The organism is Streptomyces manipurensis (assembly GCF_049570255.1).
Classification (GTDB): Bacteria; Actinomycetota; Actinomycetes; order Streptomycetales; family Streptomycetaceae; genus Streptomyces; species Streptomyces manipurensis.
The window spans coordinates 2,189,022-2,214,463 of record NZ_CP186950.1; the positions used below are offsets into that span (position 1 = coordinate 2,189,022).

At 74.1% G+C, this 25,442-nt stretch carries 28 protein-coding genes; 12 read left to right on the top strand and 16 right to left on the bottom strand.

Translation table 11 applies throughout. From position 1 onward, the window contains the following. Positions 1-106 precede the first annotated feature (106 nt). A complete protein-coding gene (locus ACPU2J_RS10070) occupies positions 107-625 on the top strand; it encodes a DUF4240 domain-containing protein (RefSeq protein ID WP_399818851.1) in 519 nt (172 codons plus the stop codon). Here the strand turns inward: ACPU2J_RS10070 and ACPU2J_RS10075 are convergent, their stop codons facing one another. Further along, positions 626-1,396, bottom strand: coding sequence for an SDR family NAD(P)-dependent oxidoreductase (locus ACPU2J_RS10075; RefSeq protein ID WP_420081011.1), 771 nt, complete (start codon positions 1,394-1,396; stop codon positions 626-628). Between the two features lie 87 nt (positions 1,397-1,483). Between ACPU2J_RS10075 and ACPU2J_RS10080 the strand changes: the two genes are divergently transcribed. Then, complete coding sequence (locus ACPU2J_RS10080; RefSeq protein ID WP_361604192.1) at positions 1,484-2,137, top strand: TetR/AcrR family transcriptional regulator; 654 nt, start codon at positions 1,484-1,486, stop codon at positions 2,135-2,137. Between the two features lie 112 nt (positions 2,138-2,249). Here ACPU2J_RS10080 and ACPU2J_RS10085 read toward each other — a convergent pair whose 3' ends face one another. Next, complete coding sequence (locus ACPU2J_RS10085; protein WP_423833099.1) at positions 2,250-2,861, bottom strand: hypothetical protein; 612 nt, start codon at positions 2,859-2,861, stop codon at positions 2,250-2,252. A 156-nt stretch (positions 2,862-3,017) separates the two neighbouring features. Continuing rightward, a complete protein-coding gene (gene glnA, locus ACPU2J_RS10090) occupies positions 3,018-4,427 on the bottom strand; it encodes a type I glutamate--ammonia ligase (protein WP_365074645.1) in 1,410 nt (469 codons plus the stop codon). 184 nt (positions 4,428-4,611) lie between these two features. Between glnA and ACPU2J_RS10095 the strand changes: the two genes are divergently transcribed. Continuing rightward, positions 4,612-5,079, top strand: coding sequence for an RDD family protein (locus tag ACPU2J_RS10095; protein WP_389078895.1), 468 nt, complete (start codon positions 4,612-4,614; stop codon positions 5,077-5,079). Between the two features lie 78 nt (positions 5,080-5,157). Here ACPU2J_RS10095 and ACPU2J_RS10100 read toward each other — a convergent pair whose 3' ends face one another. From ACPU2J_RS10100 to ACPU2J_RS10120, 5 genes are all read right to left on the bottom strand, one after another. Beyond that, positions 5,158-5,856 (bottom strand): DUF4191 domain-containing protein, encoded by a 699-nt coding sequence (locus ACPU2J_RS10100; protein WP_030030927.1) that lies wholly within the window; start codon positions 5,854-5,856, stop codon positions 5,158-5,160. 9 nt (positions 5,857-5,865) lie between these two features. Beyond that, complete coding sequence (locus ACPU2J_RS10105; protein WP_360875458.1) at positions 5,866-6,063, bottom strand: hypothetical protein; 198 nt, start codon at positions 6,061-6,063, stop codon at positions 5,866-5,868. Positions 6,064-6,308: 245 nt separating this feature from the next. Continuing rightward, positions 6,309-7,262, bottom strand: a complete 954-nt coding sequence (gene lipA / locus ACPU2J_RS10110; protein ID WP_361604204.1) for a lipoyl synthase — start codon at positions 7,260-7,262, stop codon at positions 6,309-6,311. A 119-nt stretch (positions 7,263-7,381) separates the two neighbouring features. Continuing rightward, positions 7,382-8,173, bottom strand: coding sequence for a lipoyl(octanoyl) transferase LipB (gene lipB / locus ACPU2J_RS10115; protein WP_423833100.1), 792 nt, complete (start codon positions 8,171-8,173; stop codon positions 7,382-7,384). A 76-nt stretch (positions 8,174-8,249) separates the two neighbouring features. Next, positions 8,250-8,546 carry a hypothetical protein gene (locus tag ACPU2J_RS10120; RefSeq protein WP_423833101.1) on the bottom strand — a complete coding sequence of 99 codons (297 nt, stop codon included), beginning with the start codon at positions 8,544-8,546 and terminating at the stop codon, positions 8,250-8,252. Between the two features lie 173 nt (positions 8,547-8,719). Between ACPU2J_RS10120 and ACPU2J_RS10125 the strand changes: the two genes are divergently transcribed. Beyond that, complete coding sequence (locus ACPU2J_RS10125; RefSeq protein ID WP_361604213.1) at positions 8,720-10,159, top strand: regulator; 1,440 nt, start codon at positions 8,720-8,722, stop codon at positions 10,157-10,159. Positions 10,160-10,253: 94 nt separating this feature from the next. On the opposite strand, the gene ACPU2J_RS10130 is transcribed toward ACPU2J_RS10125, so the two are convergent. From ACPU2J_RS10130 to ACPU2J_RS10140, 3 genes are all read right to left on the bottom strand, one after another. Beyond that, the gene (locus tag ACPU2J_RS10130; RefSeq protein WP_423833102.1) at positions 10,254-11,525 is read right to left on the bottom strand and encodes an NAD(P)/FAD-dependent oxidoreductase; all 1,272 of its coding nucleotides are present in this window, start codon (positions 11,523-11,525) and stop codon (positions 10,254-10,256) included. A 286-nt stretch (positions 11,526-11,811) separates the two neighbouring features. After that, positions 11,812-12,699 carry a TIGR01777 family oxidoreductase gene (locus tag ACPU2J_RS10135; RefSeq protein WP_399818643.1) on the bottom strand — a complete coding sequence of 296 codons (888 nt, stop codon included), beginning with the start codon at positions 12,697-12,699 and terminating at the stop codon, positions 11,812-11,814. Positions 12,700-12,801: 102 nt separating this feature from the next. Next, positions 12,802-13,560, bottom strand: a complete 759-nt coding sequence (locus ACPU2J_RS10140; RefSeq protein ID WP_389078887.1) for a VIT1/CCC1 transporter family protein — start codon at positions 13,558-13,560, stop codon at positions 12,802-12,804. 89 nt (positions 13,561-13,649) lie between these two features. On the opposite strand from ACPU2J_RS10140, the gene ACPU2J_RS10145 reads away from it, so the two are divergent. Continuing rightward, positions 13,650-14,762, top strand: a complete 1,113-nt coding sequence (locus ACPU2J_RS10145) for a PP2C family protein-serine/threonine phosphatase (RefSeq protein WP_423833103.1) — start codon at positions 13,650-13,652, stop codon at positions 14,760-14,762. Between the two features lie 61 nt (positions 14,763-14,823). Here ACPU2J_RS10145 and ACPU2J_RS10150 read toward each other — a convergent pair whose 3' ends face one another. Continuing rightward, entirely contained in the window at positions 14,824-15,075 is a 252-nt protein-coding gene (locus ACPU2J_RS10150; RefSeq protein WP_361604225.1) for a hypothetical protein, read from the bottom strand. Positions 15,076-15,180: 105 nt separating this feature from the next. On the opposite strand from ACPU2J_RS10150, the gene ACPU2J_RS10155 reads away from it, so the two are divergent. After that, complete coding sequence (locus ACPU2J_RS10155) at positions 15,181-15,555, top strand: ArsC/Spx/MgsR family protein (protein ID WP_420081006.1); 375 nt, start codon at positions 15,181-15,183, stop codon at positions 15,553-15,555. Here ACPU2J_RS10155 and ACPU2J_RS10160 read toward each other — a convergent pair. Further along, the gene (locus ACPU2J_RS10160; RefSeq protein WP_423833104.1) at positions 15,552-16,424 is read right to left on the bottom strand and encodes an alpha/beta fold hydrolase; all 873 of its coding nucleotides are present in this window, start codon (positions 16,422-16,424) and stop codon (positions 15,552-15,554) included. The two genes, ACPU2J_RS10155 and ACPU2J_RS10160, sit on opposite strands and share 4 nt — an antisense overlap. Before the next feature lie 149 nt (positions 16,425-16,573). On the opposite strand from ACPU2J_RS10160, the gene ACPU2J_RS10165 reads away from it, so the two are divergent. From ACPU2J_RS10165 to ACPU2J_RS10175, 3 genes are all read left to right on the top strand, one after another. Continuing rightward, positions 16,574-17,002: a MarR family transcriptional regulator gene (locus ACPU2J_RS10165; RefSeq protein WP_423834945.1), complete on the top strand. Its 429-nt coding sequence runs from the start codon at positions 16,574-16,576 to the stop codon at positions 17,000-17,002. Then, positions 16,999-18,417 (top strand): PLP-dependent aminotransferase family protein, encoded by a 1,419-nt coding sequence (locus ACPU2J_RS10170; protein ID WP_423833105.1) that lies wholly within the window; start codon positions 16,999-17,001, stop codon positions 18,415-18,417. Before ACPU2J_RS10165 ends, ACPU2J_RS10170 begins: the two co-directional genes overlap by 4 nt. An 84-nt stretch (positions 18,418-18,501) precedes the next feature. Then, positions 18,502-19,035 (top strand): hypothetical protein, encoded by a 534-nt coding sequence (locus ACPU2J_RS10175; RefSeq protein ID WP_423833106.1) that lies wholly within the window; start codon positions 18,502-18,504, stop codon positions 19,033-19,035. Here ACPU2J_RS10175 and ACPU2J_RS10180 read toward each other — a convergent pair. Beyond that, entirely contained in the window at positions 19,028-19,957 is a 930-nt protein-coding gene (locus ACPU2J_RS10180; protein WP_423834946.1) for a Gfo/Idh/MocA family protein, read from the bottom strand. The two genes, ACPU2J_RS10175 and ACPU2J_RS10180, sit on opposite strands and share 8 nt — an antisense overlap. A 249-nt stretch (positions 19,958-20,206) precedes the next feature. On the opposite strand from ACPU2J_RS10180, the gene glnII reads away from it, so the two are divergent. Then, the gene (glnII, locus tag ACPU2J_RS10185; protein WP_361604244.1) at positions 20,207-21,226 is read left to right on the top strand and encodes a glutamine synthetase; all 1,020 of its coding nucleotides are present in this window, start codon (positions 20,207-20,209) and stop codon (positions 21,224-21,226) included. 474 nt (positions 21,227-21,700) lie between these two features. Beyond that, positions 21,701-22,318 (top strand): winged helix-turn-helix domain-containing protein, encoded by a 618-nt coding sequence (locus tag ACPU2J_RS10190; RefSeq protein WP_423833107.1) that lies wholly within the window; start codon positions 21,701-21,703, stop codon positions 22,316-22,318. A 109-nt stretch (positions 22,319-22,427) separates the two neighbouring features. Here the strand turns inward: ACPU2J_RS10190 and ACPU2J_RS10195 are convergent, their stop codons facing one another. Further along, complete coding sequence (locus tag ACPU2J_RS10195) at positions 22,428-23,945, bottom strand: PepSY-associated TM helix domain-containing protein (protein ID WP_423833108.1); 1,518 nt, start codon at positions 23,943-23,945, stop codon at positions 22,428-22,430. A 66-nt stretch (positions 23,946-24,011) separates the two neighbouring features. Next, positions 24,012-24,758: a hypothetical protein gene (locus ACPU2J_RS10200; RefSeq protein WP_423833109.1), complete on the bottom strand. Its 747-nt coding sequence runs from the start codon at positions 24,756-24,758 to the stop codon at positions 24,012-24,014. 63 nt (positions 24,759-24,821) lie between these two features. On the opposite strand from ACPU2J_RS10200, the gene ACPU2J_RS10205 reads away from it, so the two are divergent. After that, positions 24,822-25,409 (top strand): rhomboid-like protein, encoded by a 588-nt coding sequence (locus ACPU2J_RS10205; protein WP_423833110.1) that lies wholly within the window; start codon positions 24,822-24,824, stop codon positions 25,407-25,409. Positions 25,410-25,442: the final 33 nt, after the last annotated feature.

The following is a 25,442-nucleotide window of genomic DNA, read 5'->3' on the forward strand; positions in this document are numbered from 1 at the left end:
GGCGTTTTCCGGGCCTCGGGCCCGGTGTGAGGGGGGGGCGGGGACCGGCCTTTGGCCGTATGCGCGGTGGCGGTGTGGGGGTGCAACCGTGATGCTGGATCCCGTGATGGACGAGACGGAGTTCTGGGAGATCGTCGACCGTACGCGCGAGGCAGCCGACGGCGACCCCGAGGAGCATGCCGAGCTGCTCGTGGAGCGGCTCGCACAGCTGGATCCGGACTCCGTCCTGGACTTCGCCCGGCATTTCGAGTCCCGGTACAACCGCGCGTACACCTGGGAGCTGTGGGGGGCGGCCTGGGTGCTGCTCGACGGGGCCAGCGACGACGCCTTCGACTACTTCCGGTGCTGGCTGATCGGCCAGGGCCGGGAGGTCTTCGAGGGCGGGGTGCACGATCCCGACCAGCTGGCGGAGCTGCTCGGCGACTTCGACGAGGAGATCGACGGGGACGGCGAGGAGCTCGGCTACGCCGCCGACGAGGCGTACGAGCAGCTGACCGGGGCGGTCGCGCCGGACCTCGGGATCCCGTTGCAGGCGGCGGAGCCGGTGGGCGCTCCGCTGGACTTCGAGAACGAAGCCGTGCTGGCGGAGCGCTTCCCCCGGCTCTGGGACCGCTTCAGGGGCTGATCAGGCGTGGGTGCCGCCGTCGATGCGGATTTCGGTGCCCGTGATGAAGGCGCCGTCCTCGGAGCCGAGCATGGCGACGACGCCGGCGACGGCCTGGGGGCCGGCGAAGCCCTGGCCGATGGCGGGGGCGAGCTTGGTGAAGAGGGACCAGTCGGTGTCCTCGGGCAGGCCGGGGCCGTTGCCGGTGGTCATGCCGCTCTCGATGGAGCCCGGCGCGACGCTGACGAAGCGCAGGCCCTGCTTGCTGTACTCGGCCGCCAGGGCGTGGGTCATGGACTGGATGCCGCCCTTGCTGGCCGCGTAGGCGGACATGTAGGGGTGCGCGAAGGACGCCGAGGTGGAGCTGAAGTTCACGACGACCGGCCGCTCCCCCGCGAGGAGTGCGGGCAGTGCCTCGCGGATCATCAGGAAGGTGCCCGTCAGGTTGACGGCGATCACCGTGTTCCAGAGGTCCAGGGTGGTCTTGTGGGTGTGCTCGGAGCGCAGGATGCCGGCCGCGTTGACGAGGACGTCGAGTCCGCCGAGGGCGCGGACGGCGGCCGCGACCCCGTCGCGGACCGCGTTCTCGTCGGATATGTCGAGGGTGGCGGTGGTGAGGCGGGCCGCGTGCCCGTCCTCGGCGGCCCGGGCGGCGGTGGCCGCGAGGCCCTCGTCGCTGACGTCCACGGTGTGGACGAGGCCGCCCTCGGCGAGGATGCGGTGGACGGTGGCCCGGCCGATGCCGGAGCCGCCGCCGGTGATGAGGACGCGTCGTCCTTCGTATCGGTTCATGGCGGGGAGCGTACCCACTGGTGGCACGGATTGCCATGATGGCAGGGAATGCAGGATGCGAGACGGGCGAAGGGTACGCTTCACCCCGTGAGATCCCCTCGTCCGTACGCTCCCCGGACCGGCCCCGGAGCCCAGTCGCTGACCGAGCGCCGCAAGGCCGCCACGCAGCTCGACATCGCCCGCGCGGCCTGTGAGCTCTTCGCCGAGCGCGGTCCCGACGGCACCACCGCCGAGGACATCGCCCACCGCGCGGGCGTGGCGCTGCGCACCTTCTACCGCTACTTCCGCAACAAGCAGGAGGCCGTCGCGCCCCTGCTGGCGGGTGGCGGCGACACCTGGCGCGCGCTGCTCGCGGAGGAGGATCCCGGCACCCCCCTCGCCGAGGCGCTGGAGCGGGCCGTCACCCGGTCGCTGAGCGGTCAGCAGGCGGTGGAGGAGGGCCTGGAGGTGACGCGCGGTCTGCTCCGCGCGGCGGCGGACGACCCGGCGCTGCGGGCGGTCTGGTACTGCGTGAACCAGGACTCGGAGGAGCACCTGGTGCCGGTGATCGGCCGGCTGGCGGGGCCGGGCGCCGATCCCCGCGAGGTACGCCTGCTCGCCGCGGCCGCGACGGACGCGATCCGGGTGGCGCTGGAGCTGTGGTCGGCCACGGACGCCCCCGTGTCGGGCCCGGGCTCCCCCGCCGAACTGGCCGTCCGGTGCCTGCGCGACCTGACCGGCGCGATGCCCCTGCTGCGCTAGAGGACCGGCGCGGCAGGGGCATCACGGCTTCGTCGAGGGCGAGTGCCCTGCGGAGTGCCCTGCGTACTGCGTTCGTTCGTCAGGGACGGGTGTCAGCGGGTGTCAGCGGGTGTCAGCGGCCACCACCGCCGCCGCCACCCCAGCCGCCGCCACCGCCGCCACCGCCACCCCAGTCGCCGCCACCGCCGCCGCCCCAGTCACCGTTCCCGCCGCCACCGCCGCCGTGGCCGCCGCCCCAGTCACCGTTCCCGCCGCCGCCACCGCCGTGGCCGCCGCCCCAGTCACCGTTCCCGCCGCCACCGCCGCCGTGGCCCCAGTCGCCGTTGCCGCCGCGGCCGCCGCCGTTCCAGTTGCCGTTGTCGTGCCAGTCGCCGTTCCCGCCGCGACCGCCGTCGCCCCGGTCGCGCCAGTCGCCGTTGCCGCCACGCCCGTAGTCGTTCCAGTTCGCGTGGTCCCAGCGGCCCCAGTCATGACGGTCGCCGTTGCCGCCGCGGCCGTTGTCGTTCCAGCACCAGCTCGGGCGGTCACGCCAGTCGCGGTTGCAGCAGTGGTCCCACCGCGCGTCGGAGCGGTTCGAGGGGTAGCGGTAGCAGTCGTAACCGCCGTTCCCGCCGCCTCCGCTGCCGGTGGTGGCCGCCGAGGCACTGCCGACCGGGAGGAGGCCGATGGCCACTCCGGCCGCACCCGCCATGGCTACTGCAACGATCCTTCGGCGCATCTTCATGCACCTCCGTCATAACTCGCTTATCGGGCGTTTAGGTCATTTCCACCGTTACTCGGGCCAGGGGCGCTGTCAAAGCGGGAGGCCCCCCTTCCCTCTCCGCGGAGAGGGAAGGGGGGCCTCCCATCAGGCATGACGCGAATTTTGCGGGATCGCGGCCTAGAGGTCGAAGTAGAGCTCGAACTCGTGCGGGTGCGGACGCTGCGCGATCGGGGCGATCTCGTGCGTGCGCTTGTAGTCGATCCAGGTCTCGATGAGGTCGGGGGTGAAGACACCGCCGGCCAGGAGGTACTCGTGGTCCTCCTCGAGGGCCTTGAGGACGTCCTCCAGGCTGGTCGGGACCTGCGGGACGTTCGCGTGCTCGTCCGGGGAGAGCTCGTAGAGGTCCTTGTCGATCGGCTCCATCGGCTCGATCTTGTTCTTGATGCCGTCGAGGCCCGCGAGGAGCAGGGCCGAGAAGGCCAGGTACGGGTTCGAGGACGGGTCCGGCGCGCGGAACTCGACGCGCTTGGCCTTCGGGTTCGAGCCCGTGATCGGGATGCGCATGGCGGCGGAGCGGTTGCGCTGCGAGTACACCATGTTGACCGGCGCCTCGAAGCCCGGCACCAGGCGGTGGTACGAGTTCACCGTCGGGTTGGTGAAGGCCAGCAGCGACGGGGCGTGCTTGAGGATGCCGCCGATGTAGTAGCGGGCGGTGTCCGACAGGCCCGCGTAGCCGGCCTCGTCGTAGAACAGCGGGTCGCCGTTGGCCCACAGCGACTGGTGGACGTGCATGCCCGAGCCGTTGTCACCGAAGATCGGCTTCGGCATGAAGGTCGCGGTCTTGCCGTTCTTCCACGCGACGTTCTTCACGATGTACTTGAAGAGCATCAGGTCGTCGGCCGCGGCGAGCAGCGTGTTGAACTTGTAGTTGATCTCGGCCTGGCCACCGGTGCCGACCTCGTGGTGCTGGCGCTCGACCTGGAGGCCCTGGGCGTCCAGCTCGAGGGAGATCTCGGCGCGCAGGTCGGCGAAGTGGTCGACCGGGGCGACCGGGAAGTAGCCGCCCTTGTAGCGGACCTTGTAGCCGCGGTTGTTCTCCTCGGAGCCGGTGTTCCAGGCGCCGGCCTCGGAGTCGATGTGGTAGAAGCCCTCGTTCGCGGTGGTCGCGAAGCGAACGCTGTCGAAGATGTAGAACTCCGCCTCGGGCCCGAAGAACGCGGTGTCGGCGATGCCGGTGGAGGCGAGGTACGCCTCGGCCTTCTTCGCGATGTTGCGCGGGTCGCGGCTGTAGGCCTCGCCCGTGATCGGGTCGTGGATGAAGAAGTTGATGTTCAGCGTCTTGTCGCGACGGAAGGGGTCCAGGCGCGCGGTGGTGATGTCGGCGCGCAGGGCCATGTCGGACTCGTGGATCGCCTGGAAGCCGCGGATCGAGGATCCGTCGAAGGCGAGCTCCTCCGCCGGGTCGAATGCCCGCGCCGGGATCGTGAAGTGCTGCATCACACCAGGCAGGTCGCAGAAGCGGACGTCGACGAACTTGACGTCGTTCTCCTCGATGTACTGCTTGACTTCGTCGGCGTTCTGGAACATCCAACTCCTCCTACTCCCGACCCGGGGCAGGGACGGGCTTTATAGCTCGTGGTGCGTCAGTGCGGTGCCGCACGCTGACCCGACCATAAGCAGACGGGATTTCTCAAGCATGACCCATTTGTTTCGCACAAGTTAACCAGGGTCCGGCCGGAGCACCGTGAGGCGCCACCGGTACCGTGGTCGGGTGGACAACAGACAGGCAATCGGATCCTGGCTCTCCGGCCCCAAGGCGGCCGCCGAGGACATGGGCGTCGACTTCGGCTACCCGGGCCAGCAGCTCGGCCTGCCGCAGCACGGCTCCGGCTCGGTGGCGCGGTTCGGGCGGCGCATCGGAGCCGTGGCCCTCGACTGGATCGGCTGCCAGCTCATCGCGTACGGGCTGATCACCGGCGGGAACCTGGCCGCGGCGGGCAACTGGACCCTCGGCCTCTTCCTGGCGCTGACGGTGCTGACGGTGGGCACCGTGGGCTTCACGCCCGGCAAGCGGGTGCTGGGGCTCCGGGTAGTCTCCGAGGACGGCGGACGGCTCGGCATCGGCCGGGTGCTCGTGCGCACGCTGCTGCTGGCGCTCTTCATCCCCGCACTGATCTGGGACCGGGACGGCCGCGGCCTGCACGACCGCCTCGCCCGCGCCGTCCAGGTCCGCATCTAGCGACGGACACAGGGGTGCCCCCCGAGCCGGTGGCTCGGGGGGCACCCCTGTGTCGTATACGAAGATCGGACGAGCGCGTCAGCGCATCTTCCCACCGCGGGGCATCCGCATGCCCTTGGGCATCGGGCCCTTCGGCAGCGGCATGTTGCTCATGAGGTCGCCCATGGCCCGCAGCTTGTCGTTGACCTGGGTGATCTGGGGGCCGGACAGCACGCGCGGCAGCTTGAGGAGGGTGGTGCGCACCTTCTTGAGCGGCACCTCGCCCTCGCCCGTGCCCACGATGAAGTCGTGCACCGGGACGTCCGGCATGATCCGGGCCATCTTCTTCTTCTCGTTCGCGAGCAGCGGCTTCACGCGGTTCGGGTTGCCCTCGGCGATCAGCACGACGCCGGCCTTGCCCACCGCCCGGTGGACGATGTCCTGCTGCCGGGTCATCGCGATGGCCGGGGTGGTCGTCCAGCCCCGTCCGACGTTGTCCAGTACGGCCGCGGCCGCGCCCGGCTGCCCTTCCATCTGCCCGAAGGCAGCCCGCTCGGCCCGCCGCCCGAAGACGATCGCCATTGCGAGGAAAGCCACCAGGAAGCCCAGGATGCCCAGGTAGACCGGGTGGTCGATCAGGAAGCCGATCGCAAGAAAGACACCGAAGGTGACGATTCCCACGCCCGCGACGATCAGACCGACCTTCGGGTCGGCCTTGCGCGTCATCTTGTACGTAAGGGCGATCTGCTTCAGTCGCCCGGGGTTCGCAGCAGTCTCTGCGTTTGACTTCCTCGCCATACCCAGAGTTTACGTGGCCTGCGGGGTTCGGGTAGCCGCGGCCTCAAGTACGTGTTCGGTTTCGACGCGGTCCTTCGCCCTGCGGCGGTCCTCCAGGACGGCGGCCCAGGCGTTGCGCCGGGCTCCGCTCATGAGCAGCGACTCGATGCCCCGGAAGGCGTCGGAGAGGGTCGGGATGGCGATGGCGCGTACGGGCGCGGCCTGCATGATGACGATCCCTTTCACGATGCCCGCATCCGGTGTGTGCGGGCGGTGTGTGCGGTGCGTGGACCAAGCGTCACTGACTGGTGTTACCAGGGCGTGACCGGGCGGTCAAATGTCGTTGACGCGTCGCATACGCCGACGCGGCCCGCCGGACTCTCCCTCTGAAGAGCCTAGGGGCCGCGTCGATGCGGTATTACTGATTGGTAATCCTTGTGCGGGACTTCACACGGTCGGCGCAGGGAGGCGGGTCACGCCTCGACGCGTCCGCGCTTCTCCATCGCCTGCTGGTACAGCCGGCCGGCGCGGTAGGAGGAGCGGACCAGCGGGCCGGACATCACGCCGGAGAAGCCGATCTCCTCGGCCTCCTTCGCCAGCTCGACGAACTCGGCCGGCTTCACCCAGCGCTCGACGGGGTGGTGGCGCGGCGAGGGCCGCAGGTACTGGGTGATGGTGATGAGCTCGCAACCGGCCTCGTGCAGCTCCTTGAGGGCCTGCGAGACCTCCTCGCGCTCCTCGCCCATGCCGAGGATCAGGTTCGACTTGGTGACCAGGCCGTAGGCGCGGGCCTGCCGGATCACGTCGAGCGAGCGCTCGTAGCGGAAGCCCGGGCGGATCCGCTTGAAGATCCGGGGCACCGTCTCGACGTTGTGCGCGAAGACCTCGGGCCGGGAGGCGAAGACCTCCTCCAGCAGCTCCGGGACGGCGTTGAAGTCGGGGGCCAGCAGCTCGACCTTGGTGTGGCCGGTCTCACGGCCCGCCGTCTGCTGGTGGATCTGGCGCACGGTCTCCGCGTACAGCCAGGCGCCGCCGTCGGCCAGGTCGTCGCGCGCGACGCCGGTGATGGTGGCGTAGTTCAGGTCCATCGTGACGACGGACTCGCCGACGCGGCGCGGTTCGTCGCGGTCCAGCGCCTCGGGCTTGCCGGTGTCGATCTGGCAGAAGTCACAGCGCCGGGTGCACTGGTCGCCACCGATGAGGAAGGTGGCCTCGCGGTCCTCCCAGCATTCGTAGATGTTGGGACAGCCGGCCTCCTGGCACACCGTGTGCAGTCCTTCGCCCTTCACCAGGGCCTGCATCTTGGTGTACTCGGGGCCCATCTTCGCCCGGGTCTTGATCCACTCGGGCTTGCGCTCGATGGGGGTCTGGGCATTCCGGACCTCGAGGCGCAGCATCTTGCGTCCGTCGGGTGCGACTGCGGACACGACCGGCTCCCTGTGACTTCGATTGTTCGGGCGCCCACCAGGGTACGCCCGTAATTTCGTACGCTCTTACGCCGACCAACCTGCGAGCGGCCGGACTCATTCCCGTAGCCGGAAGGTCTCTATGCGGTCTCGGTCTCGCGGGGCCGCAACTCGGCGTGCTCCAGCACGTCCCTGAGGTGCTTCTCGGCCACCGGCACCACTTCCTCGACGGTGACCTCGCGGCCCAGTTCGTACGAGAGGGAGGTCACACCGGCGTCCCGGATCCCGCACGGGATGATGCGGTCGAACCAGGTGCTGTCCGGGTTCACGTTGAGGGCGAAGCCGTGCATCGTGACGCCCTTGGCGACCCGGATGCCGATGGCGGCGAGCTTGCGGTCCTCGCGGCGCTGCCCGGCGTTGGAGGGGGCGTACTCGGGGCCGTTGAGCCGGGGGTCGAACTCCTCGTCGGCGAGGCGCGGGTCGAAGTCCAGGGAGAGGCCGCCGAGCTTCGGGCGCTGCTCGACGGGGTCGCCGAGCACCCAGACGCCGGAACGGCCCTCGACCCGGGTGGTCTCCAGGCCGAAGTCGGCGGCGGTGCGGATCAGCGCCTCCTCCAGGCGGCGGACGTGGGCGACCACGTCCACGGGCCGCGGCAGCTTCATGATCGGGTAGCCGACCAGCTGGCCGGGGCCGTGCCAGGTGATCTTCCCGCCGCGGTCCACGTCGATGACGGGGGTGCCGTCGAGCGGGCGCTCGCTGGGGTCCGTGCGCCGGCCCGCGGTGTAGACCGGCAGGTGCTCCACGAGCAGGCAGGTGTCCTCGACCTCGTCGGCGAAGCGGGCCGCGTGCACCCTGCGCTGCTCGTCCCAGGCCCGGGTGTACTCGACGGAATCCGGTCCGAAGCCCAGATGGACGAAACCAAGCTCAGCCACGGCAGCGCCTCCTCGTTGAACCTGCTGTGTGCACGTACCTCACCCGGCAAGGGTACGGCGGCCCGTGCGGCGCCCCTCAGGCCCCCGTGGAACCCGCGGCGCCCGGCCGGGGACGGGGTCCCCGCGGCGGCGCGCTCCGGCGCCGGCCCTTGGCCGGCCGGTCCGGGTCCTCGTCGGCGCGCGGCAGCCGCCGGTGCCCCTCGGAGTGGTCGTTCACCCAGCCGCAGACCCCGCACGCGTACCGCCCGTCGAGCCCCGCGATGAGGGTGCCGCACCGGCGGCATTCCGCCTCGGTGATCTCGGGCGGGGGCAGCGGGGCGGTGGATTCGGCGCGCTCCTCGGGAAGGTGCGCTCCGCGGGGCGTGCGGTTCATGGCCCGCAGCGTACGCGGGCGGAGGGGACCGGCCCGTAAAGAGCCCCACCGATTCTGCACACGATCGGATGAATATGGGGCAGAGAGGGCGGCGTGGGTGAAGTTCGCCGCTACATTCACGCCGTTCACAGGGCCGGGACACCGGTCCGTCACGTCAGGAAACCGTGGAGCCGATGACGGAACGACCTGCCCAGCGCGTCCCCAACAGGCAACTCGCGGCGCTGATCGCGGAAGCCGGGTTCTCCAACGCCGGGCTAGCCCGCCGCGTCGACCAGCTAGGCCTCGAACACGGTCTCGACCTGAGGTACGACAAGACCTCGGTGACCCGCTGGCTGCGCGGCCAGCAGCCGCGCGGGACCACGCCCGCCCTGATCGCCGAGGTGTTCACCCGCAGGCTCGGGCGGCGGCTCTCCGCGCAGGACCTGGGGCTGGACGCCTGCGCGCCCGTGTACGCCGGCCTGGAGTTCGCGGCCACGCCCGAGGAGGCCGTGGACATCGCGAGCGGCCTGTGGCGCAAGGACTCGGGCTCCCACGCCGAACTCCGCAAGATCGCCTTCACCCCGGCCGGGCTGGTGGTGCCCAGCCGGGACTGGCTGATCGGGCGGGCCGACGAGCGCGTGGGCCGGGGCGCGGAGCCGGCGGCGGCCCGCGTCCCGCTGCAGGGCCGGACCTCGGTGCCGCGCCAGCGGCAGATCGACCGGGGTCCCGGCCAGCGCGTGACGGCCGGGGACATCGCCGCGCTGAAGTCGGTGAGCGAGCTGTTCCGCACCCTCGACCAGACCTACGGCGGCGGGCACGCCCGCCAGGCCCTGGTGCGCTACCTGGAGCACGAGGCCGAGCCGATGCTCCGCGGGACCTACGGCGAGACCACCGGCCGGCGGCTGTTCGCGGCCGCCGCCGACCTGACCCGGCTCGCGGGCTGGACCTCGTACGACATCGCCGCGCACGGGCTCGCCCAGCGGTACTTCGTGCAGGCCCTGCGGCTCGCGCAGGCGGCCGGGGACCGCCCGTACGGCTCGTACGTGCTGGTCACCATGAGCCGCCAGGCGGTGTACCTGGGGCACGGCCGCGAGGCGGTGCAGCTGGCCCGGGTGGCGCAGCAGGGTGTCGGGTCCGGTCCCCCGCCGGTGGTGCAGGCCCTGCTGCACGCGGCGGAGGCGCGCGGGCACGCGGTGCTCGGGGAGGTCCGGGCGGCGACGGCCTCGCTGGTGCGGGCCGAGCGGTCGCTGGGCGCGGCCCGGCCGGGGGACGACGTGCCGCACTGGGCCCGCCCCTTCGACGAGGCGCAGCTCGCGGACGAGTTCGGCCACTGCCACCGGGACCTCCAGCAGTACCGGGCGTCGGCGCAGCACGCCGAGCGGTCGCTGCAGCTGAGGGGGGCGGCGTACGCCCGCTCGCGGCTGTTCTGCCGGGTGGTGCTGGCCACGGCCCGGCTGGGGCTGGGCGAGCTGGACCAGGCGTGCGCGCTGGGTGCGGAGGCGGCGCAGCAGGCGATGGAGATGCGCTCGGTGCGGGCGGTGGAGTACGTACGGGACTTCGAGCGGCGGCTGGAGCCCTACCGCGACGCCTCGGCGGTGCGGACCTACCGGGACCGGGTGGCGGCGCTGTCCTGAGGGCCGCCACCCGGTCCTCCACCGCGGGTCCCCGCACGTGGCAGGGGCCCGGTCCCGAGGCGGAAGGACCGGACCCCTGGGTCGTCTGTGGTTCTCAGGCCGCCACCGGGAGTGCGGGCTCCGGGGCGACCGGGAGCGGGATGCCGAAGTCGCGCAGGATGGCGCCGCCGGCGCGGCGGGCCGAGTGCAGGGCTCCCTGGACGGTGTTGGTGTCGCGGTGGTCGCCGCACACGTAGAGCCCGGCCAGGACCCGCACGGGGCGCCGCGCGTCGTAGGGCGGGGGCATGGCGGGGACGGCGTCCGGGGTGTGGTGGACGGCGAGCAGTTCCCACTCGCGGGTGGGGGTGTCGTAGAGCCGGGCCAGCCGTGAGGCGACGGTGCGCAGGGGCGGCGGCGGGCCGAGCACGGTGGTGGTGACCAGGCTGCGGCCGGCCGGGGCCCGTGTCGGGTCGACCGCGCTCATGACGGCGGTGTGGGAGACGGGCCAGTGCGGGTCCCCGTCCAGGACCAGCGAGGCGTCCCGGGGCAGCGGGCCCGCGGTGGCGTGGTGCAGCAGGGTCACCTGGTGGAAGGCGGGCAGGCGCAGGCCGGGCAGCAGCTCGGCGGCGGCGCGGGCGCCGGTGGCGAGCAGCACGGAGCGGCAGCGGAAGTCGCCGTGTTCCTCGGTGGTGACGAGGTTGGTGGCCACCGAGCGGACCCGGATGCCGGTCAGGACGGTGCCGGGCGGCAGCCCGGCGGCGAGCAGGTCGGGCAGGGCGGCGGAACCCCCCTCGGGGACGGCGAGCCGGCCGCGGGCGAAGGTCCTCAGGGCGAGGTCGGCGACCCGGCTGGAGGTGGTGAGGTCCGGGTCGCGCAGCAGGGCGGCGAGCAGGGGCCGGAGGACTCCGTTGAGGGTGCGCGGGGGCAGCGTCCGGGAGCGCAGGGCGGCGTGCGCGGTGCGTTCGGGACGGGCGAGCAGCTTCTCCTCGGGCAGGGCCGCGAGCCTGCCGAGGGCCGCGCTGAGCCGGGCCTGGTCGAGGGATCCGCTGGCCAGGGCCCGGGCCGGGGTGAGGGATCCGGCCCTCAGCTGCCTGCCTTCGGTGTGGACGAGGACCCCGGGCGTGAAGGGCCGCAGGGGCAGGGCCCGCAGGGCGGGGGTGCGTTCGAGTTCGGTGTACGCGGTGTTGAGCAGGGGGCCGGTCCGGTCCAGGCGGAAACCGTCGGCCGAGTCGGTGGCCATGCGTCCGCCGGGGCCGTCGGTGGCCTCCAGGACGGTGACGGTGACCCCGGCTGCGATCAGGTGGTGCGCTGCCGCGAGTCCTGCGACCCCGGCTCCTACGATGACGACGTCCGCATGGTGTGCGGCATGGTGTGCGCTGCTGAGCACGTGCCCCTCCCCGAGGTCGGCGCGGCTGTGTGGGGATCCTCCTTCCCCCAACCGACTCCGGGGGAACCCGAGTTGGGCTGGGTATTGCGGTCAACTCCGGTCGCACGACGGTCGCATACGGGTCACGAACGGTCGCACGGTGGTCGCACACGAAGATCTCGCCGCGCTCGTGCCGTGGCGCCGGCCACACGGCCACGCCCGGGCACACGGCCGACCTCGGGTTCCGGTCCGTGGCCGCCCGGCTCCGGCCCGCGGCCGCCCCGGCTCCTGCTCCGGTGCGCGGCCGTCAGAGCGCGGCGCGGATGGCCTCCTCGATGCCGGGGTCGCGGAAGACGAACCCGGACTCCAGCAGCCGGGCGGGCCGGGCCCGCTGCCCGGAGAGCACGTCCTGGGAGAACTCCCCGAGGACGACCCGCAGCGCCACCGCCGGCACGGGCAGCACGGCGGGCCGCTTCAGCACCCGGCCCATCGCGGCGGTGACCTGCCGGTTGGTCAGCGGCTCGGGGGCGGTGAGGTTGACGGGGCCGTGCAGGGACGGGGTGTCGACGATGTGGCGCAGGGCCCGGACCTCGTCCCGGAGGGAGATGAACGGCCAGTACTGGCGGCCGTCGCCGAGCCGGCCGCCGAGGCCCGCGCGGAAGAGGGGGAACATCCGGCCCCAGGCTCCGCCGTCCTTGGCGACGACCAGGCCGGTGCGGGCGAACGCGGTCCGGATGCCGGCCTCCCGGGCGGGGTCCGCGGCCGCCTCCCACTCCTGGCACACCGACGGCAGGAAGCCCCGGCCCGCGGGCGAGTCCTCGTCCACCACCCGGTCCCCGGTGTCCCCGTAGTAGCCGACGGCGGAGCCGCTCACCAGGACGGCCGGCGGCTCGTCGAGGCCGGCCAGCGCCCCGGCGAGCGCAGCGGTGCCCAGCACGCGGCTGTCGCGGATCGTCCGCTTGTAGGCGTCCGTCCACCGGTGGTCCCCGATGCCGGCACCGGCCAGGTGCACGACGGCCGCGCAGCCGGCCAGCCCGGCCGGGTCGACGTACCCGCGCTCCGGATCCCACCGCGCCTCGTCCGCGGCGGAGGGCTCCCGCCGGACGAAGCGGACCACCTCGTGCCCGTCCGCCCGCAGGGACCTCACGAGTGCACTGCCGATGAGCCCGGTCGAACCGGTGACCGCGATACGCATGACCCCATCCTGCCGGGTCGCTGCGCTGTGTTCGGGCGGATTCGGGGGTGTGGCGCCGACGGGCGTCACGACACGGCGCTCCGCGCCCCCGGGGCGGGGCCGTCAGCCCGTCGCGGTGCCCAGCCAGGTGCCCACCGCGTAGGTGACGGCCATGGCCAGGGCTCCCCCGGTGACGTTGCGCAGCACCGCCCGCGGCACGGGCGCCCCGCCCAGCCGGGCGCTGACCGTCCCGCACAGCGTGAGCGCCGCCAGGACCGACACCACCGTCACCGGCACCCGCGCGGACGCCCCCGGCAGGGTGATCGCCAGCAGCGGCAGCAACGCCCCGACCGTGAAGGCGACGAGGCTGGCGAGGGCCGCGTGCCAGGGATTGGCCAGCGCGTCGGGGTCGATCCCGAGCTCCACCCGGGCGTGGGCCCGCAGGGCGTCCCGTTCGGTGAGCTGCTCGGCGGCCTCCCGGGCCACGTCCCGGCTCAGGCCCCGCCCGGCGAGCAGGTCGGTGAGCTCCTGCAGCTCCGCCTCCGGCTCCTCGGCCAGCTCCCGGCGCTCCATGGCGAGCGCGGCCCGTTCGGAGTCGCGCTGGGAGCTGACCGACACGTACTCCCCCGCCGCCATCGACAGCGAGCCCGCCAGCAGCCCGGCGACGCCCGCCGCCAGGATGGCCGCCCGGGAGGTGGTGGACCCGGCCACGCCGACCACCAGGCCGGCGGTGGAGATGATCCCGTCGTTGGCGCCGAGCACCCCGGCCCGCAGCCAGTTGAGCCGGGTGCTCAGCTCGGCGCCGGGCGCGCCGCCGCCGGTGCCGTGCGCCTCGGCGTGCGCCCGGCCGGGCGTCCCCTGCGGGGCCTCGTCTCCCGTCACGTCACCACTGTCGCGGGCACCGGCCACCGCAGCCACCCGGCGGACCGGTCCGGGGTGCGCGGGTCCCGCCCCCGTACCAGGGTGGAGGGGTGAGACGCGGACGCGAGGAGCCGGGCAGGCTGCGCGGGGAGCCCCCGCCGCGCTGGGCCCGCATCGCGCCCGCGGCGGCGATGGTGGCACTGGTCCTCGCCCAGGCACTCACCCCCGGCGCGGAGCTGGGGTTCTTCCTGGCGGGCCTGCCACCGGTGGCGGCCTTCGCCTATGGAGCGGGCGGCACCGCCGTCTTCGCCGCGGTCGTCCTGGTCCTGCTGGGACTGCCGTCGCTGGGCGTCGGCAACGCCCGGAGCACGGACCTGGCCACGGTGGCCGCCGTGGGGCTGCTCAGCGTGGTGATCGCCTGGGTCCGCCAGCGCCGGGACGCACAGCTGGTGAGCGTGCGGACGGTGGCGGAGGCCGCGCAGCTCGCGGTCCTGCCGCCGGTGCCCGCACGGGTCGGGCCGGTGCACTGCGCCGCCCTGTACCGGGCGGCGCAGCGCGGGACCCTGGTCGGCGGTGACCTCTACGACGTACGGGCCGGCCCCTTCGGGGTGCGGGCGCTGGTCGGGGACGTACAGGGGCACGGCCTGGAGGCGGTGGCCACGGTCACGGCCCTGCTCGGCGCCTTCCGCGAGGCCGTCCTCGACGACGTCGGGCTGGCGGGCGTGGCGGCGCGCCTGGACCGGCGGCTGCTCGCGGACGCGGCGGCGGCCTCGGAGGACCAGGCGGAGCTGTTCGCGACGGCGGTGCTGGTGGAGTTCCCGCCGGGGCTGGGGGTCGTACGGATGGTGTCGTGCGGCCATCCGCCGGTGCTGCGGCTGCGCGGGACGGCCGTGGAGGAGGTGGTCGTGGAGCCCGGCCCCCCGCTGGGCCTGGGGCTCGCGGGGCCGGATCCGCCGCCGGTGGCGGAGCTCGCGGTGCTGCCCGGTGACCAGTTCCTGCTGCACACCGACGGCGCGACGGAGGCCCGGGACTCCACGGGGCACTTCTACCCCCTGGCGACCCGGGTTGCCGTGCTGTCGCGGGACCCGGCGGGCCTGGTCGACGCGGTCTGGCGGGACCTCGTCTCCTTCACCCACGGCGGCCCCGGCGACGACGTGGCCCTGCTGCTGCTCTCCCTGGACGGCCGGAGCGCGCGTGCCCCCGGCCGCCCCCTCCCGGGCTGAGCGGCCCTCCGCCCGCGCCCGCCCCGCCCTGCCCGGGCGGAGGGGGCGTGGGCCGGTCCTGCTAGGCCGCCTTGATGAAGGCGCGCACCATCCGGCAGGTGACGTTGGACGGCCGGTGGACGCCCGTCCGGACGGCCATCGTCCGGATCTTCCGGTTGGTGGCCCGCTGCGGGTCGTAGGTCCCCGAGTCGAGCAGGGATATCGCCAGCCTCATGGCCTTCAGACGTCGGTTGTGGCTCTCGTACCACTCGCGGGGCAGGCCCGCCGGCAGCGGCTTCTTCTTGACGTGCTGGACGGTGGTGGCAGTGGCCATCTACAGCCTCCCAAACGGTAGTTGGCTTCCTGTCGTGCTCCCTCGATTTTACCCGCGGGCACTGACAGAAGTCCCTGGCCAGACGGCCCCGGATAGGGTCGGGACATGGAGATCTGGATCAATCCCGCCTGTTCCAAGTGCCGCGGCGCCCTGACCCTGCTGGACGCGGAGGGGGCCGACTACACCGTGCGGCGCTACCTGGAGGACGTGCCCTCCGAGGAGGAGATCCGCACGGTGCTCGGCCGGCTCGGGCTGGAGCCGTGGGACATCACCCGCACCTCGGACCCGCTGGCCCGGGAGACGGGCGTACGGGACCTGCCGCGCGAGGCGACGCAGGAGGCGCGGGCCCGGTGGATCGCCCACCTCGCCGCGCACCCGAAGCTCATCCAGCGCCCCATCATCACCGCGGACGACGGCACGGCCGTCGTGGCCCGCTCCGAGGAGGCCGTCCGCGAGGCCCTCTCCCGCAGCGGGGTCTAGGACGCGCCCAGCCGGGCGGCGATGCGGTCGGCCGCGGTCAGCGGGAAGGCGTGGTGGGAGGCGCCGGGCAGCACCTCGACGTGGGCGTCCGGCAGGAGGCCGCGCGCGGTCCGGGCGGCGCGGGCCGCGTCGTGGCAGCGGGCCCGGCCCGCCAGGAGCACGTCGATCCGCAGGTCCGGCCGGCCGACGAGCCCGGACAGGGCGGGGCGCGGTCCCGTGACCGGCCGCACCGCGGGGAAGCCGGCGGCGCTCCCCTGGAGCCGCAGCAGGCCGGGGTCGGCCCCGTCCCCGCCGCCCTCCCAGGCGAGGAAGGAGCGGATCCGGTCGGGGGTGGGCCGTACCAGCAGGGGCAGGGCGCGCAGGACGTAGCGCGGGCGGAGCCCCGCGAAGACCAGGGTCGGGTCGGCGAGCACGAGCCGGCCGACCCGGCCGGGGCGCCGGGCGGTGTGGTGGGCGGCGATCCACGCGCCGTAGGAGTGTCCGCCGAGGACCACCGGACCGTCCGGGACGAGGGCGTCGAGGAGGGCGTCGAGCCATCCGCACAGGTCGCCGACGGTACGGATCGGCCGCCCGGGGGCCGGGGTGCTGAGCCCCGGCTCGCCCACGAGGTCCACGGCGTGCACCCGGTGGCCGCGGGCCGCCCCGGCGACGGCTCCCCACACGGCGGAGGTGGCGCCTCCGCCGGGCAGCAGTACGACGGGCGGCGCCCCGGCGGGGCCGGAGCTGTTGACGCGGGTGGAGCCGTACGGGGTGGGGAGGTCGGCGGTGTCGACGGAGCCGGGCCACCGGCCGAGCGCCTCCTCGTAGGCCTCCCGGAAGGCAGCCGCCGGGGACGGGAGCGGAGTCGGGGTCGGGGACGTCCGGGGCATGGGCCCTCCAATGTCTCGCCGGGCGATAATCTCGCTGAACGAGATGTTAGGCGGGAGGCGCTGTGCACGACAACAGAGGACCCGGAACGGAACCCGGAACCGGAGCCGCGCCCGGACCGGCGGGCGGACCGGAGCCGGAGAACCTCCGGCTGGTCCACCTGCTGCGCGCGGTGACCGTCGAATTCGGTCTGCGCCAGGCGGAGTTCGCCGCCCGCAACGGCATGCACCCCACCGACGTCCGGGCCCTGATCTGCCTGCTGGACGCCGCCCGCGCCGGAGAGCCGGCCACGGCGGGCCTGCTCGGCACGCGGCTCGGGCTCAACTCGGCGGGTACCACCGCCGTGATCGACCGGCTGGAACGGCTCGGCCACGTGGCCCGGTTCCGCGACGACCGGGACCGGCGGCGGGTCCTGCTGCGCGTGGAGCCGGAGGCGGTGCGCCTGGGGCGGGAGTTCTTCGGCCCGCTCATCGACGGGGTGCTCGCGGTGGTGGACTCCTTCGATCCGGCCGAACGGGACACCGTCCGCCGCTTCCTGACGGCCGCCCACGCGGTGTTCACGGCGGAGCCGCGCCCGTGACCGCCCCCACCCCGGACAGCACCGGCGAACCCGGCGGCTCCGACCTGCATCTGGACCTCTCCCCCGAGGGGCCCCGGCGCACCGCGCTCGCGCAGGCCCTGCGCGCGGCCGTGCGCAGCGGCCGGCTCCCCGGGGGCACCCGGCTGCCGCCGTACCGGACGCTGGCGGCCGAGCTGGGGCTGGCCCGCAACACCGTCGCCGACGCCTACGCCGAGCTGGTCGCCGAGGGCTGGTTCACGGCCCGGCAGGGTTCGGGCACCCGGGTCGCCGGCGGAGCCGCGGCAGCGGCGGGCGCGGCGGGCGCCCCGGCCGGTCCGGTGCCCGAACGGCCGCGCCACGACCTGCTCCAGGGCACCCCGGACCCGGCCTCCTTCCCGCGGGGCGCCTGGGCCGCGAGCGCCCGGCGGTCCCTGGCCGCGGCGCCGACCGAGGCCTTCGGCCCCGGTGATCCGCGGGGCCGTCCGGAGCTGCGGCGGGCCCTGGCCGGCTACCTGGCCCGGACGCGCGGGGTGCGCAGCGGCCCGGAGAACATCGTGGTCTGCTCCGGCTTCGCCAACGGCCTGCGGCTGCTCGCCTCCCTGCGGCCCCGGGACTGGGCCGTGGAGTCGTACGGGCTCCCCTTCCACCACGGCATCCTCGACGCGGCCGGGGTCCTCGCGCACCCGGTGGCGGTGGACGGGGACGGGGCCCGGACGCGGGAGGTCCCCGCGCGGGCCCGTACGGTCCTGCTCACCCCGGCGCACCAGTTCCCGACCGGGGTCCCGCTGCTGCCCGCACGCCGGACCGCCGCCGTGGAATGGGCCCGCGCCACCGGCGGGGTGATCGTGGAGGACGACTACGACGGGGAGTTCCGCTACGACCGCAAGCCGGTCGGCGCGGTGCAGGGCCTGGCTCCCGAGCACGTGGTGTACGCGGGCTCGCTCAGCAAGAGCCTCTCGCCGGCGCTGCGACTGGGCTGGCTGGTCCTGCCGGACCACCTGGTCGACCGGGTGCTGGCGGCGAAGGGGCAACGCGAGTCCTGGGCGGGCGCGCTGGACCAGCTGGCCCTGGCCGACTTCATCGAGTGCGGGGCGTACGACCGGCACGTCCGCCGGATGCGGCTGCGCTACCGGGGCCGCCGCGACCGGCTGGTGTCCGTGCTGGCCGAGCGGGTGCCGCAGGTCCGGGTGACGGGCATCGCGGCGGGGCTGCACGCCGTCGTGGAGCTGCCGCGGGGCCGGGAGGCGGCGGCCCTCGACCGGGCCCGGGCGGCGGGCCTGGCCATGGACGGGCTGTCGTCCTACCGGCATCCGGCGGACCGGTCGGAGCCCCGCGAGGGCCTGGTGGTGGGGTACGCGGCGCCGCCGGAGACCGCGTTCGGCCGGGCCCTGGACGCACTGGCGGAGGTCCTCGGCCGGTCGGTGGCGGGCGGCTGAGCCGGTGTTCACCGCGGCCCCACACGCTCTTCTCGTAAGGTGACCGGAGCGCCAAACAGGACATACCGCACCAAAGGACCCGTCGTGACCGAGCAGCAGCCGCAGGAAGAGGGCCGCACCGCCCGCCCTCACCAGCCCGCCCACCGGCACACCGACTGGATGTTCGGCGGGGTCTACGGGACGGTCCTGGCCAGCGCCCTGATGGCCGCACTGAACCAGGAGGGCGAGGGTTTCACCCCCTTCTACGACGCGAGCTGGGTGCTGGTGACGGCCGCCACGGCCGGTCTCGCGCACGGGTACTCGCACCACATGGCCTCCCACCGGGAGGGCTCGGAGGGCTACCGGTGGCGGCTCCTGGCGCAGGCCCTGTGGAGCGAGTGGCCACTGATCGTGGCCACCCTCCCCACCGTCCTGCTGCTGACCGCCGCCGGACTCGGCGGCTGGGACGCCTACGACGTGACGGCCGCCGGACTCGGCCTGAACACCGCCCTGCTGTTCGGGTGGGGGGCGCTCGTCGCGCTCCGGGTGGGCCACCGGCTCGGCCGGGCCCTGCTGATCGGCCTGGCCGACGCCGGCATCGGCCTGGCGATCATCGTGGCCAACGCCCTGATCAAGTAGGGAGCTGGGCCTCCGCCTGCGCCAGGATCTCCGTCAGCCGGGCGCCGAACCGGGCGTCGCGCGGATCGGGCACCCCCGTCCGCGCGGCGTCGAGCAGGGCGTCCAGGGCCCTCCCGTACGCACCCGGTACGTCGCTCCAGCCGGGCAGTGCGTGCACGCCCGCGGTGCCGCGCAGCTCCAGGCCCACGCCGGCCGCCGCCTGCGGCGCGCCCAGGCTGAGCACGGCCGTACTGGCAGCGCCGTTGGCGTGGCGCAGGGCCAGCTGGACCACGTCGGAGGGCCCGCGGGTGGCGCTGACCTCGGTGACCTCGCCCAGGATGGGGATCAGGACGGACAGGGCGTGCGGGCCGACGTCCCACAGCCCGCCCTTGGCCTTGCGCCAGGGCGAGTCGGCGTACGCGCTGGGCGTGCCGTCGGGCGGGAAGACGGCGCCCAGCCAGTGCGCCGCGGCCGTGAACCAGCCGGTCCGGGCGGCCTGTTCGGCGACCCAGCCCGCGGTGGGCTCGGCGAAGCGCAGGGTGAGGAAGACCACGGAGGCGACCCCGTGCCGGGCCACGGCGTCGGCGACGGTACGGGCCTGCGCCGGGGTCGTCGCGACGGGCTTGTCGAGGAGCAGGTGGCAGCCGGCCGCGGCCGCGCGCACGGCGAGCCCGGCCTGCACGTCGGGCGGCAGGGCGAAGGCGGCGACGTCACACTCGGCGAACAGCTCCTCGGGCTCTTCGTACACCTTCACGCCGTGCTCGGCCGCCAGCTCGGCGGCGGCTTCGGGCCGGCGCCCCCAGACGCCGGCGAACTCGGAGCCGGGATGGGCGGCGAGGGCGGGCGCGTGGGTGCGCTGCGCCCACGGGCCGGTGCCCAGCAGCCCGACCCGGGGTACCGGACCGGCGGCGGCCTGGCCGGGGGCGCTCGCGGCGGTGTTCACGACGGCATCTGCGGCGGGGTCTCCGGCAGGGCTCACATCAGACGAAAGGCTCACGCGCCCAGTCTGCCGCACCCGGACGGGCCTCCCGCCACAGGTCCGCACGGGCCGCCCGACCAGCGGTGTGAACCTCGGTAACACGGGGTTCACACACGGGCAACGGACGGGAAATCGCGGGCGGGCACGCTGCGGTCATCACCGCAGCGATGAAGCAGCGACCAGCAGCACCCGCAGAGTCTGAGGATGGGGCCCGTGAGCTACAAGGCTGAGTACATCTGGATCGACGGCACCGAGCCGACGGCGAAGCTTCGCTCCAAGACGAAGATCCTCGCGGACGGCGCGGAGCTGCCGATCTGGGGCTTCGACGGATCGAGCACCAACCAGGCCGAGGGCCACGCCTCCGACCGCGTCCTGCAGCCGGTCTTCTCCTGCCCGGACCCGATCCGCGGCGGCGCGAACGTCCTCGTGCTGTGCGAGGTCCTGAACATCGACATGACCCCGCACGAGTCCAACACCCGTGCCCTGCTGCGCCCGGTGGCGGAGAAGTTCGCCGGCCAGGAGGCGATCTTCGGCATCGAGCAGGAGTACACCTTCTTCGACGGCGTCCGGCCGCTCGGCTTCCCGGTGGGCGGCTTCCCGGCCGCGCAGGGCGGCTACTACTGCGGTGTCGGCTCGGACGAGATCTTCGGCCGCGAGATCGTCGAGAAGCACCTGGACCACTGTCTGGCCGCGGGCCTGGAGATCTCCGGCATCAACGCCGAGGTCATGCCGGGCCAGTGGGAGTTCCAGGTCGGCCCGCTGGGCCCGCTGGAGGTCTCCGACCAGCTGTGGATCGCCCGCTGGCTGCTCTACCGCACCGCCGAGGACTTCAACGTCTCCGCGACGCTGAACCCGAAGCCGGTGAAGGGCGACTGGAACGGCGCCGGCGCGCACACCAACTTCTCCACGAAGGCGATGCGCGAGGACTACCGCGCCATCATCTCCGCGTGCGAGGCGCTGGGCGAGGGCAGCAAGCCGCTGGACCACGTGAAGAACTACGGCGCGGGCATCGACGAGCGTCTGACGGGCCTGCACGAGACCGCTCCCTGGAACGAGTTCAGCTACGGCGTCTCGGACCGCGGCGCGTCGGTGCGCATCCCGTGGCAGGTGGAGAAGGACGGCAAGGGCTACATCGAGGACCGCCGCCCGAACGCCAACGTGGACCCGTACGTGGTGACCCGCCTCATCACGGACACCTGCTGCACCGGCCTGGAGAAGGACGGCCTGGTCTGACGGCCTGGTCCGACGGCCCGGCCCGACCCGGTCCGGCGCCCCGCCGGCCCCCGCACCACCCCCGACGCCCGCCCCGCCCTCCCGGCGTGGCGGGCGTCGTCGTCGGTCCGCCCCGGCCCCGATCGGCCACCCGCCTTGCCCCGTATTGCCCCGATCCCGGTCCCGGGATTCGAGACGGCGATCCACTGGCTGAGATCCGCCCTGCCCCCGGGGCGGTGCGTCTGCTTGAATGGGGCCATGGCCAGCCCCTCGCACACCTCGTCAGGTCGCAGCGACCTCGAGCCGTTCTGGCCGTCCCGGCAGGACCACGACTTCGACCGTGAGTGTCGCCGCGCGAAGAACGCGCAGGCCCTCTAACGCCTCCGGGACCTCCACGACCTCCTGTTCCCCCGGGGCCTTCGGTCTGCGCGGTACGACATCGATGACGCACGCACGTCTCCTGCCGGCCTCTCCGCGTGAAAGAGCTGACCACTCATGGCGAACACCCGCTCCCTCGCTTCCGCTGCGACCGCCCCCTCCCCGACCCATCCGCCCGCCCCGCGCCACCGGCTGCGTTCCGTCGACCGGGACGAGGTGGCCCGGGTCGTGGACTTCCTGCCGCCCGGGGCGACCTGGCTGCCCGCCCCGCAGCACACCCTGCCGGCCCTTCCGGGCCAGCCGCCGATGATCGGCTACCTGGTGCTCGTGCCGGCCGACCAGCAGCCCCCGGTCGGCTTCGCCCCGCAGGCCGTGGCCGCCGCCGTCCACCAGGTCCCCGCCGCCCGCACCCAGGCCCCGGCGGGGAGCGCGGACCGCCCGGCCGGCCGGGGCGACGCCCTGATCCGCATCGACCCTGCGCAGCGCACGGCCGAGGTCGACGGCCGCGTACTCGACCTGACGTACCTGGAGTTCGAGCTGCTGGCCCACCTGGTCGAGCACCCGCACCGGGTGCACAGCCGCGACCAGCTGGTCACCACGGTCTGGGGCTACGGCCACGTCGGCGACGGCCGGACCGTGGACGTCCACATCGCCCGGCTGCGCCGCAAGCTGGGCGGCTCCCACCGGGGCGCCATCCAGACCGTGCGCCGGGTGGGCTACAAGTACGCGCCCTGACCGGACAACAGGTCCCGTCCCGTCCTGTCCCGTCCGCAAGGGGTGTGGGCCCGTACTCCCCCGGGGGAGTACGGGCCCACTGGCTCTCCGGTGCGCTCCCGCCGGAGCGCTACGCGGCCCCGGCCCCCGACTCGACCTCGGCCTCGGTCTCGGTCTCGGTCTCGGTCTCGGTCTCGGCCGGACCGTCCGACGCGGCCCGCCGGCCGGCGACGAAGCCCAGCAGGACGTCGACGGCGAGGAAGGCCACGAGGCTGATGCCGAGCAGCGGGACGAACCAGCCGACCAGCGCCGTCACCGCGGCCAGCGGCAGCAGCACGGTCACGGGGAGCCTGCGCCAGGCGCCGCGCGGCTGCGCGCGGCCGACCGACAGCCTGCGGTCCTTCGTCGGGCGGCGCAGCCACCACATGCGGTAGCCCCAGAAGACGAGGAACATCACCGCGAGGGCGAGCGCGGCGAGCGCGATCTCGTTGACGATGCCGAAGGTCTTGCCCATGTGCACGTCGATGCCGAAGCGGGTCAGCTTGGCGAGCAGGGGGTAGTCGGAGAAGCGCAGTTCGTCCAGGACACGGCCGTCGGCCGGGTCCAGGGCGACGACGTCGAAGTGGACCGGGACCGTCTTGTCCTGCTCCTTGATCACGTAGCCCTTGCCCTCGGCGGGCAGGGTCACGCGGATCTCCTCGGTCACCCCGGCGGCGCGGGCCGCGGCCACGGCCGCGTCGATGCCGATGTCCGCGGTGGGTGCGGGGGCGGGCATCGGGGTGCCCTCGGGCATGGTGTGCCCGGCGTGCTCGTCCGACCCGGCGGCGCCGGCCGCGCCGCCCAGCTGCGCGGACACGGAGGGGGTGGCCCCGCCGAGGCCGTCCTGGAGCCGGCCGATGTTCTCACCGGCGTACTTGGACCAGGTCAGGCCGGTGGCGGAGAGCACGACGAGGCCGACGACGGCCCACAGACCGACGGTGCCGTGCCAGGACAGGGTGCGGCGGCGGCCGGTGGCCGCGCGGTCGGGGAGGAAGAGCTGCGCGCGGCGCTTGCGGCGGCGGCCGATCCACAGGGCCAGGCCGCCGAGGGCGACCACCCACATCCAGCTGGCGGCCAGTTCGCTGTAGTTCCGGCCGAAGTCTCCGAGGTGCAGGTTGGAGTGGAAGGTGCTCAGCCAGGCCCGCAGCGGCAGCGCGTCGCCCGCGGTGGTGAGCTGTCCGCGCACCTCGGCGGTGTACGGGTCGACGAAGACGGTACGGGTCTCGCCCTCGGCGAGGCCCGGGGCCTCCATGACGATCCGGGTGGTGGCCTCGGCGTCCGGGCCGGGCCAGACGCCCACGACCTCGCCGTCGGGCGCGGCGGCCTTGGCGGCGTCGACCTGGGCGGCGAACGGCAGGGCGGTGTCCCCGACCCGGTCGACGGTCAGCTCGTGGGAGTAGACGATCTTCTCGGCCTGCCAGGAGCCGGCGTAGAGCAGGCCGGTGGTGGCGGCGAGGAACAGCAGCGGGGCGATCAGCAGGCCCGCGTAGAAGTGCATGCGCAGGAGCAGGGGCCGTACGGCGGGCCAGCCGCCGGGGCCGGTGGATTTCGGGGCGGGTGTGGCGGGGGCGTCCTGGGTGGGGACGTCCTGAACCTCGTCGAGGGACATGTGGGTCCTAGGTGTTGGCGAAGACATGGGGGAGCACGGCCCCGGGTCTGCGCCGACGTCGCCGGTTCAGGCGGGGGCGGGACGGCCGGGGGCCGAGGAGCGGGTGAGGTGCGCGCGGGCGGGCGGGCCGCGGCGCACCACGGCGTGGGCGTGCACGGCTCCGCGCAGGCGGCGCGGCCGCCGGTGCGGGGGCCGGGGCGCGGGGCGGGCCGGTGCGGCGGCGATCCGCGCCCGGACCAGGGCGAGCGCGCGGGCCAGCGGCCGGGCGGCGTGCAGGGTGGCGGCGCCCAGGGCGCGGGCCAGCCGGAAGACGGCGGCTTCGCCGCGCGCCAGCCAGAGGGCGCAGAGCAGCCCGGCGAGCACGTGCGCGGCGATCATGCCCACGCCGCCGTCGTGCCCGGCCATCCCGCCCATCCCGCCCATGCCGCCCATGGCCGCGAGGTCGGCGGCCCCGGAGGCGCCCGTGACCACGGCGCCCGCGTCGGCGGCGACCGCTCCCGCGTCCGCCGCCATGTGGTGGTGGTGCTGCGCCCCGGCGTGCGGGGCACCGGCTGCCGGACTCGCGGTTCCCGAGAAGACCAGGTGCAGGGCTCCCTGGACCCCGAGCACCGCCGCGCTGATGCCGACCGGCCCCCGGCGGCGCCCCGCGGCGAGCCAGGCGAGGCCGCCGGTCACCGCGAAGGCGCCCAGAAGACCGTAGAAGGGGATGTCCGTCCCGGACATGTACGAATGCCCCACCGCGCCCAGAGCGACGCACACTGCCGCGAACATCGCGGCTCGGGTGGCGCGCATCGGCGCGAAAGATTCGAACATGGCCGGGACATGTTCGCACGGGGCGCCTGCGCCTCCGCCAGGGCCTTGTCCGATCATGAGCAGATGAAGCAGATTCCGTGGGGAGCGGTGTATGTCGGCGGGGTCCAGCTGGGGGCCCAGGCGCTGGAACGGATGAGCCCGGCGGACCGGCGGCGACTGCTGGAGCGGTGCTCCACGAACGTCGACAACCTCTCCGCCGGGCGCTGGGAGACCCTCGCCGGCAGCGCGTTCGTCGTCGAGGAGCCCATGCCCCTGCCGTACGCGCTGCTGCTGCTCGCGGTGCTCGGATACGCCGAGTACGCCTACGGCGCCTGGTGGGCGGCGGCGGTGTTCCTGTTCGGCCACGCCTCGGCGACCCTGCTCGTCCACGGGGCGCTGCGCCGGACGGCCGACCCGGCCGTACGCGGCGCCCTGGACGTGGGCACCAGCTACGGCTTCAACACCGTGCTCGGCGCGCTGACGTCGGCCCTGCCGCGGGGCGCCGTCCGCACCGCCGCCAGGGCCGGGCTCCTGGCGCTCGCGGTCGCGCCGGTGGTGAAGCGCGGGCGGACCTTCACGGACGCGGGGCACCTCGCGGCGCTCGGGGTCGGCGTCGGCCTCTCGCTGGCCTTCGATTGCCTTTCCGGAGCGAACCGTCCGAAAATTGCATGAACCACCCACGAGCAGCACCGTTTCCCCCCGCAC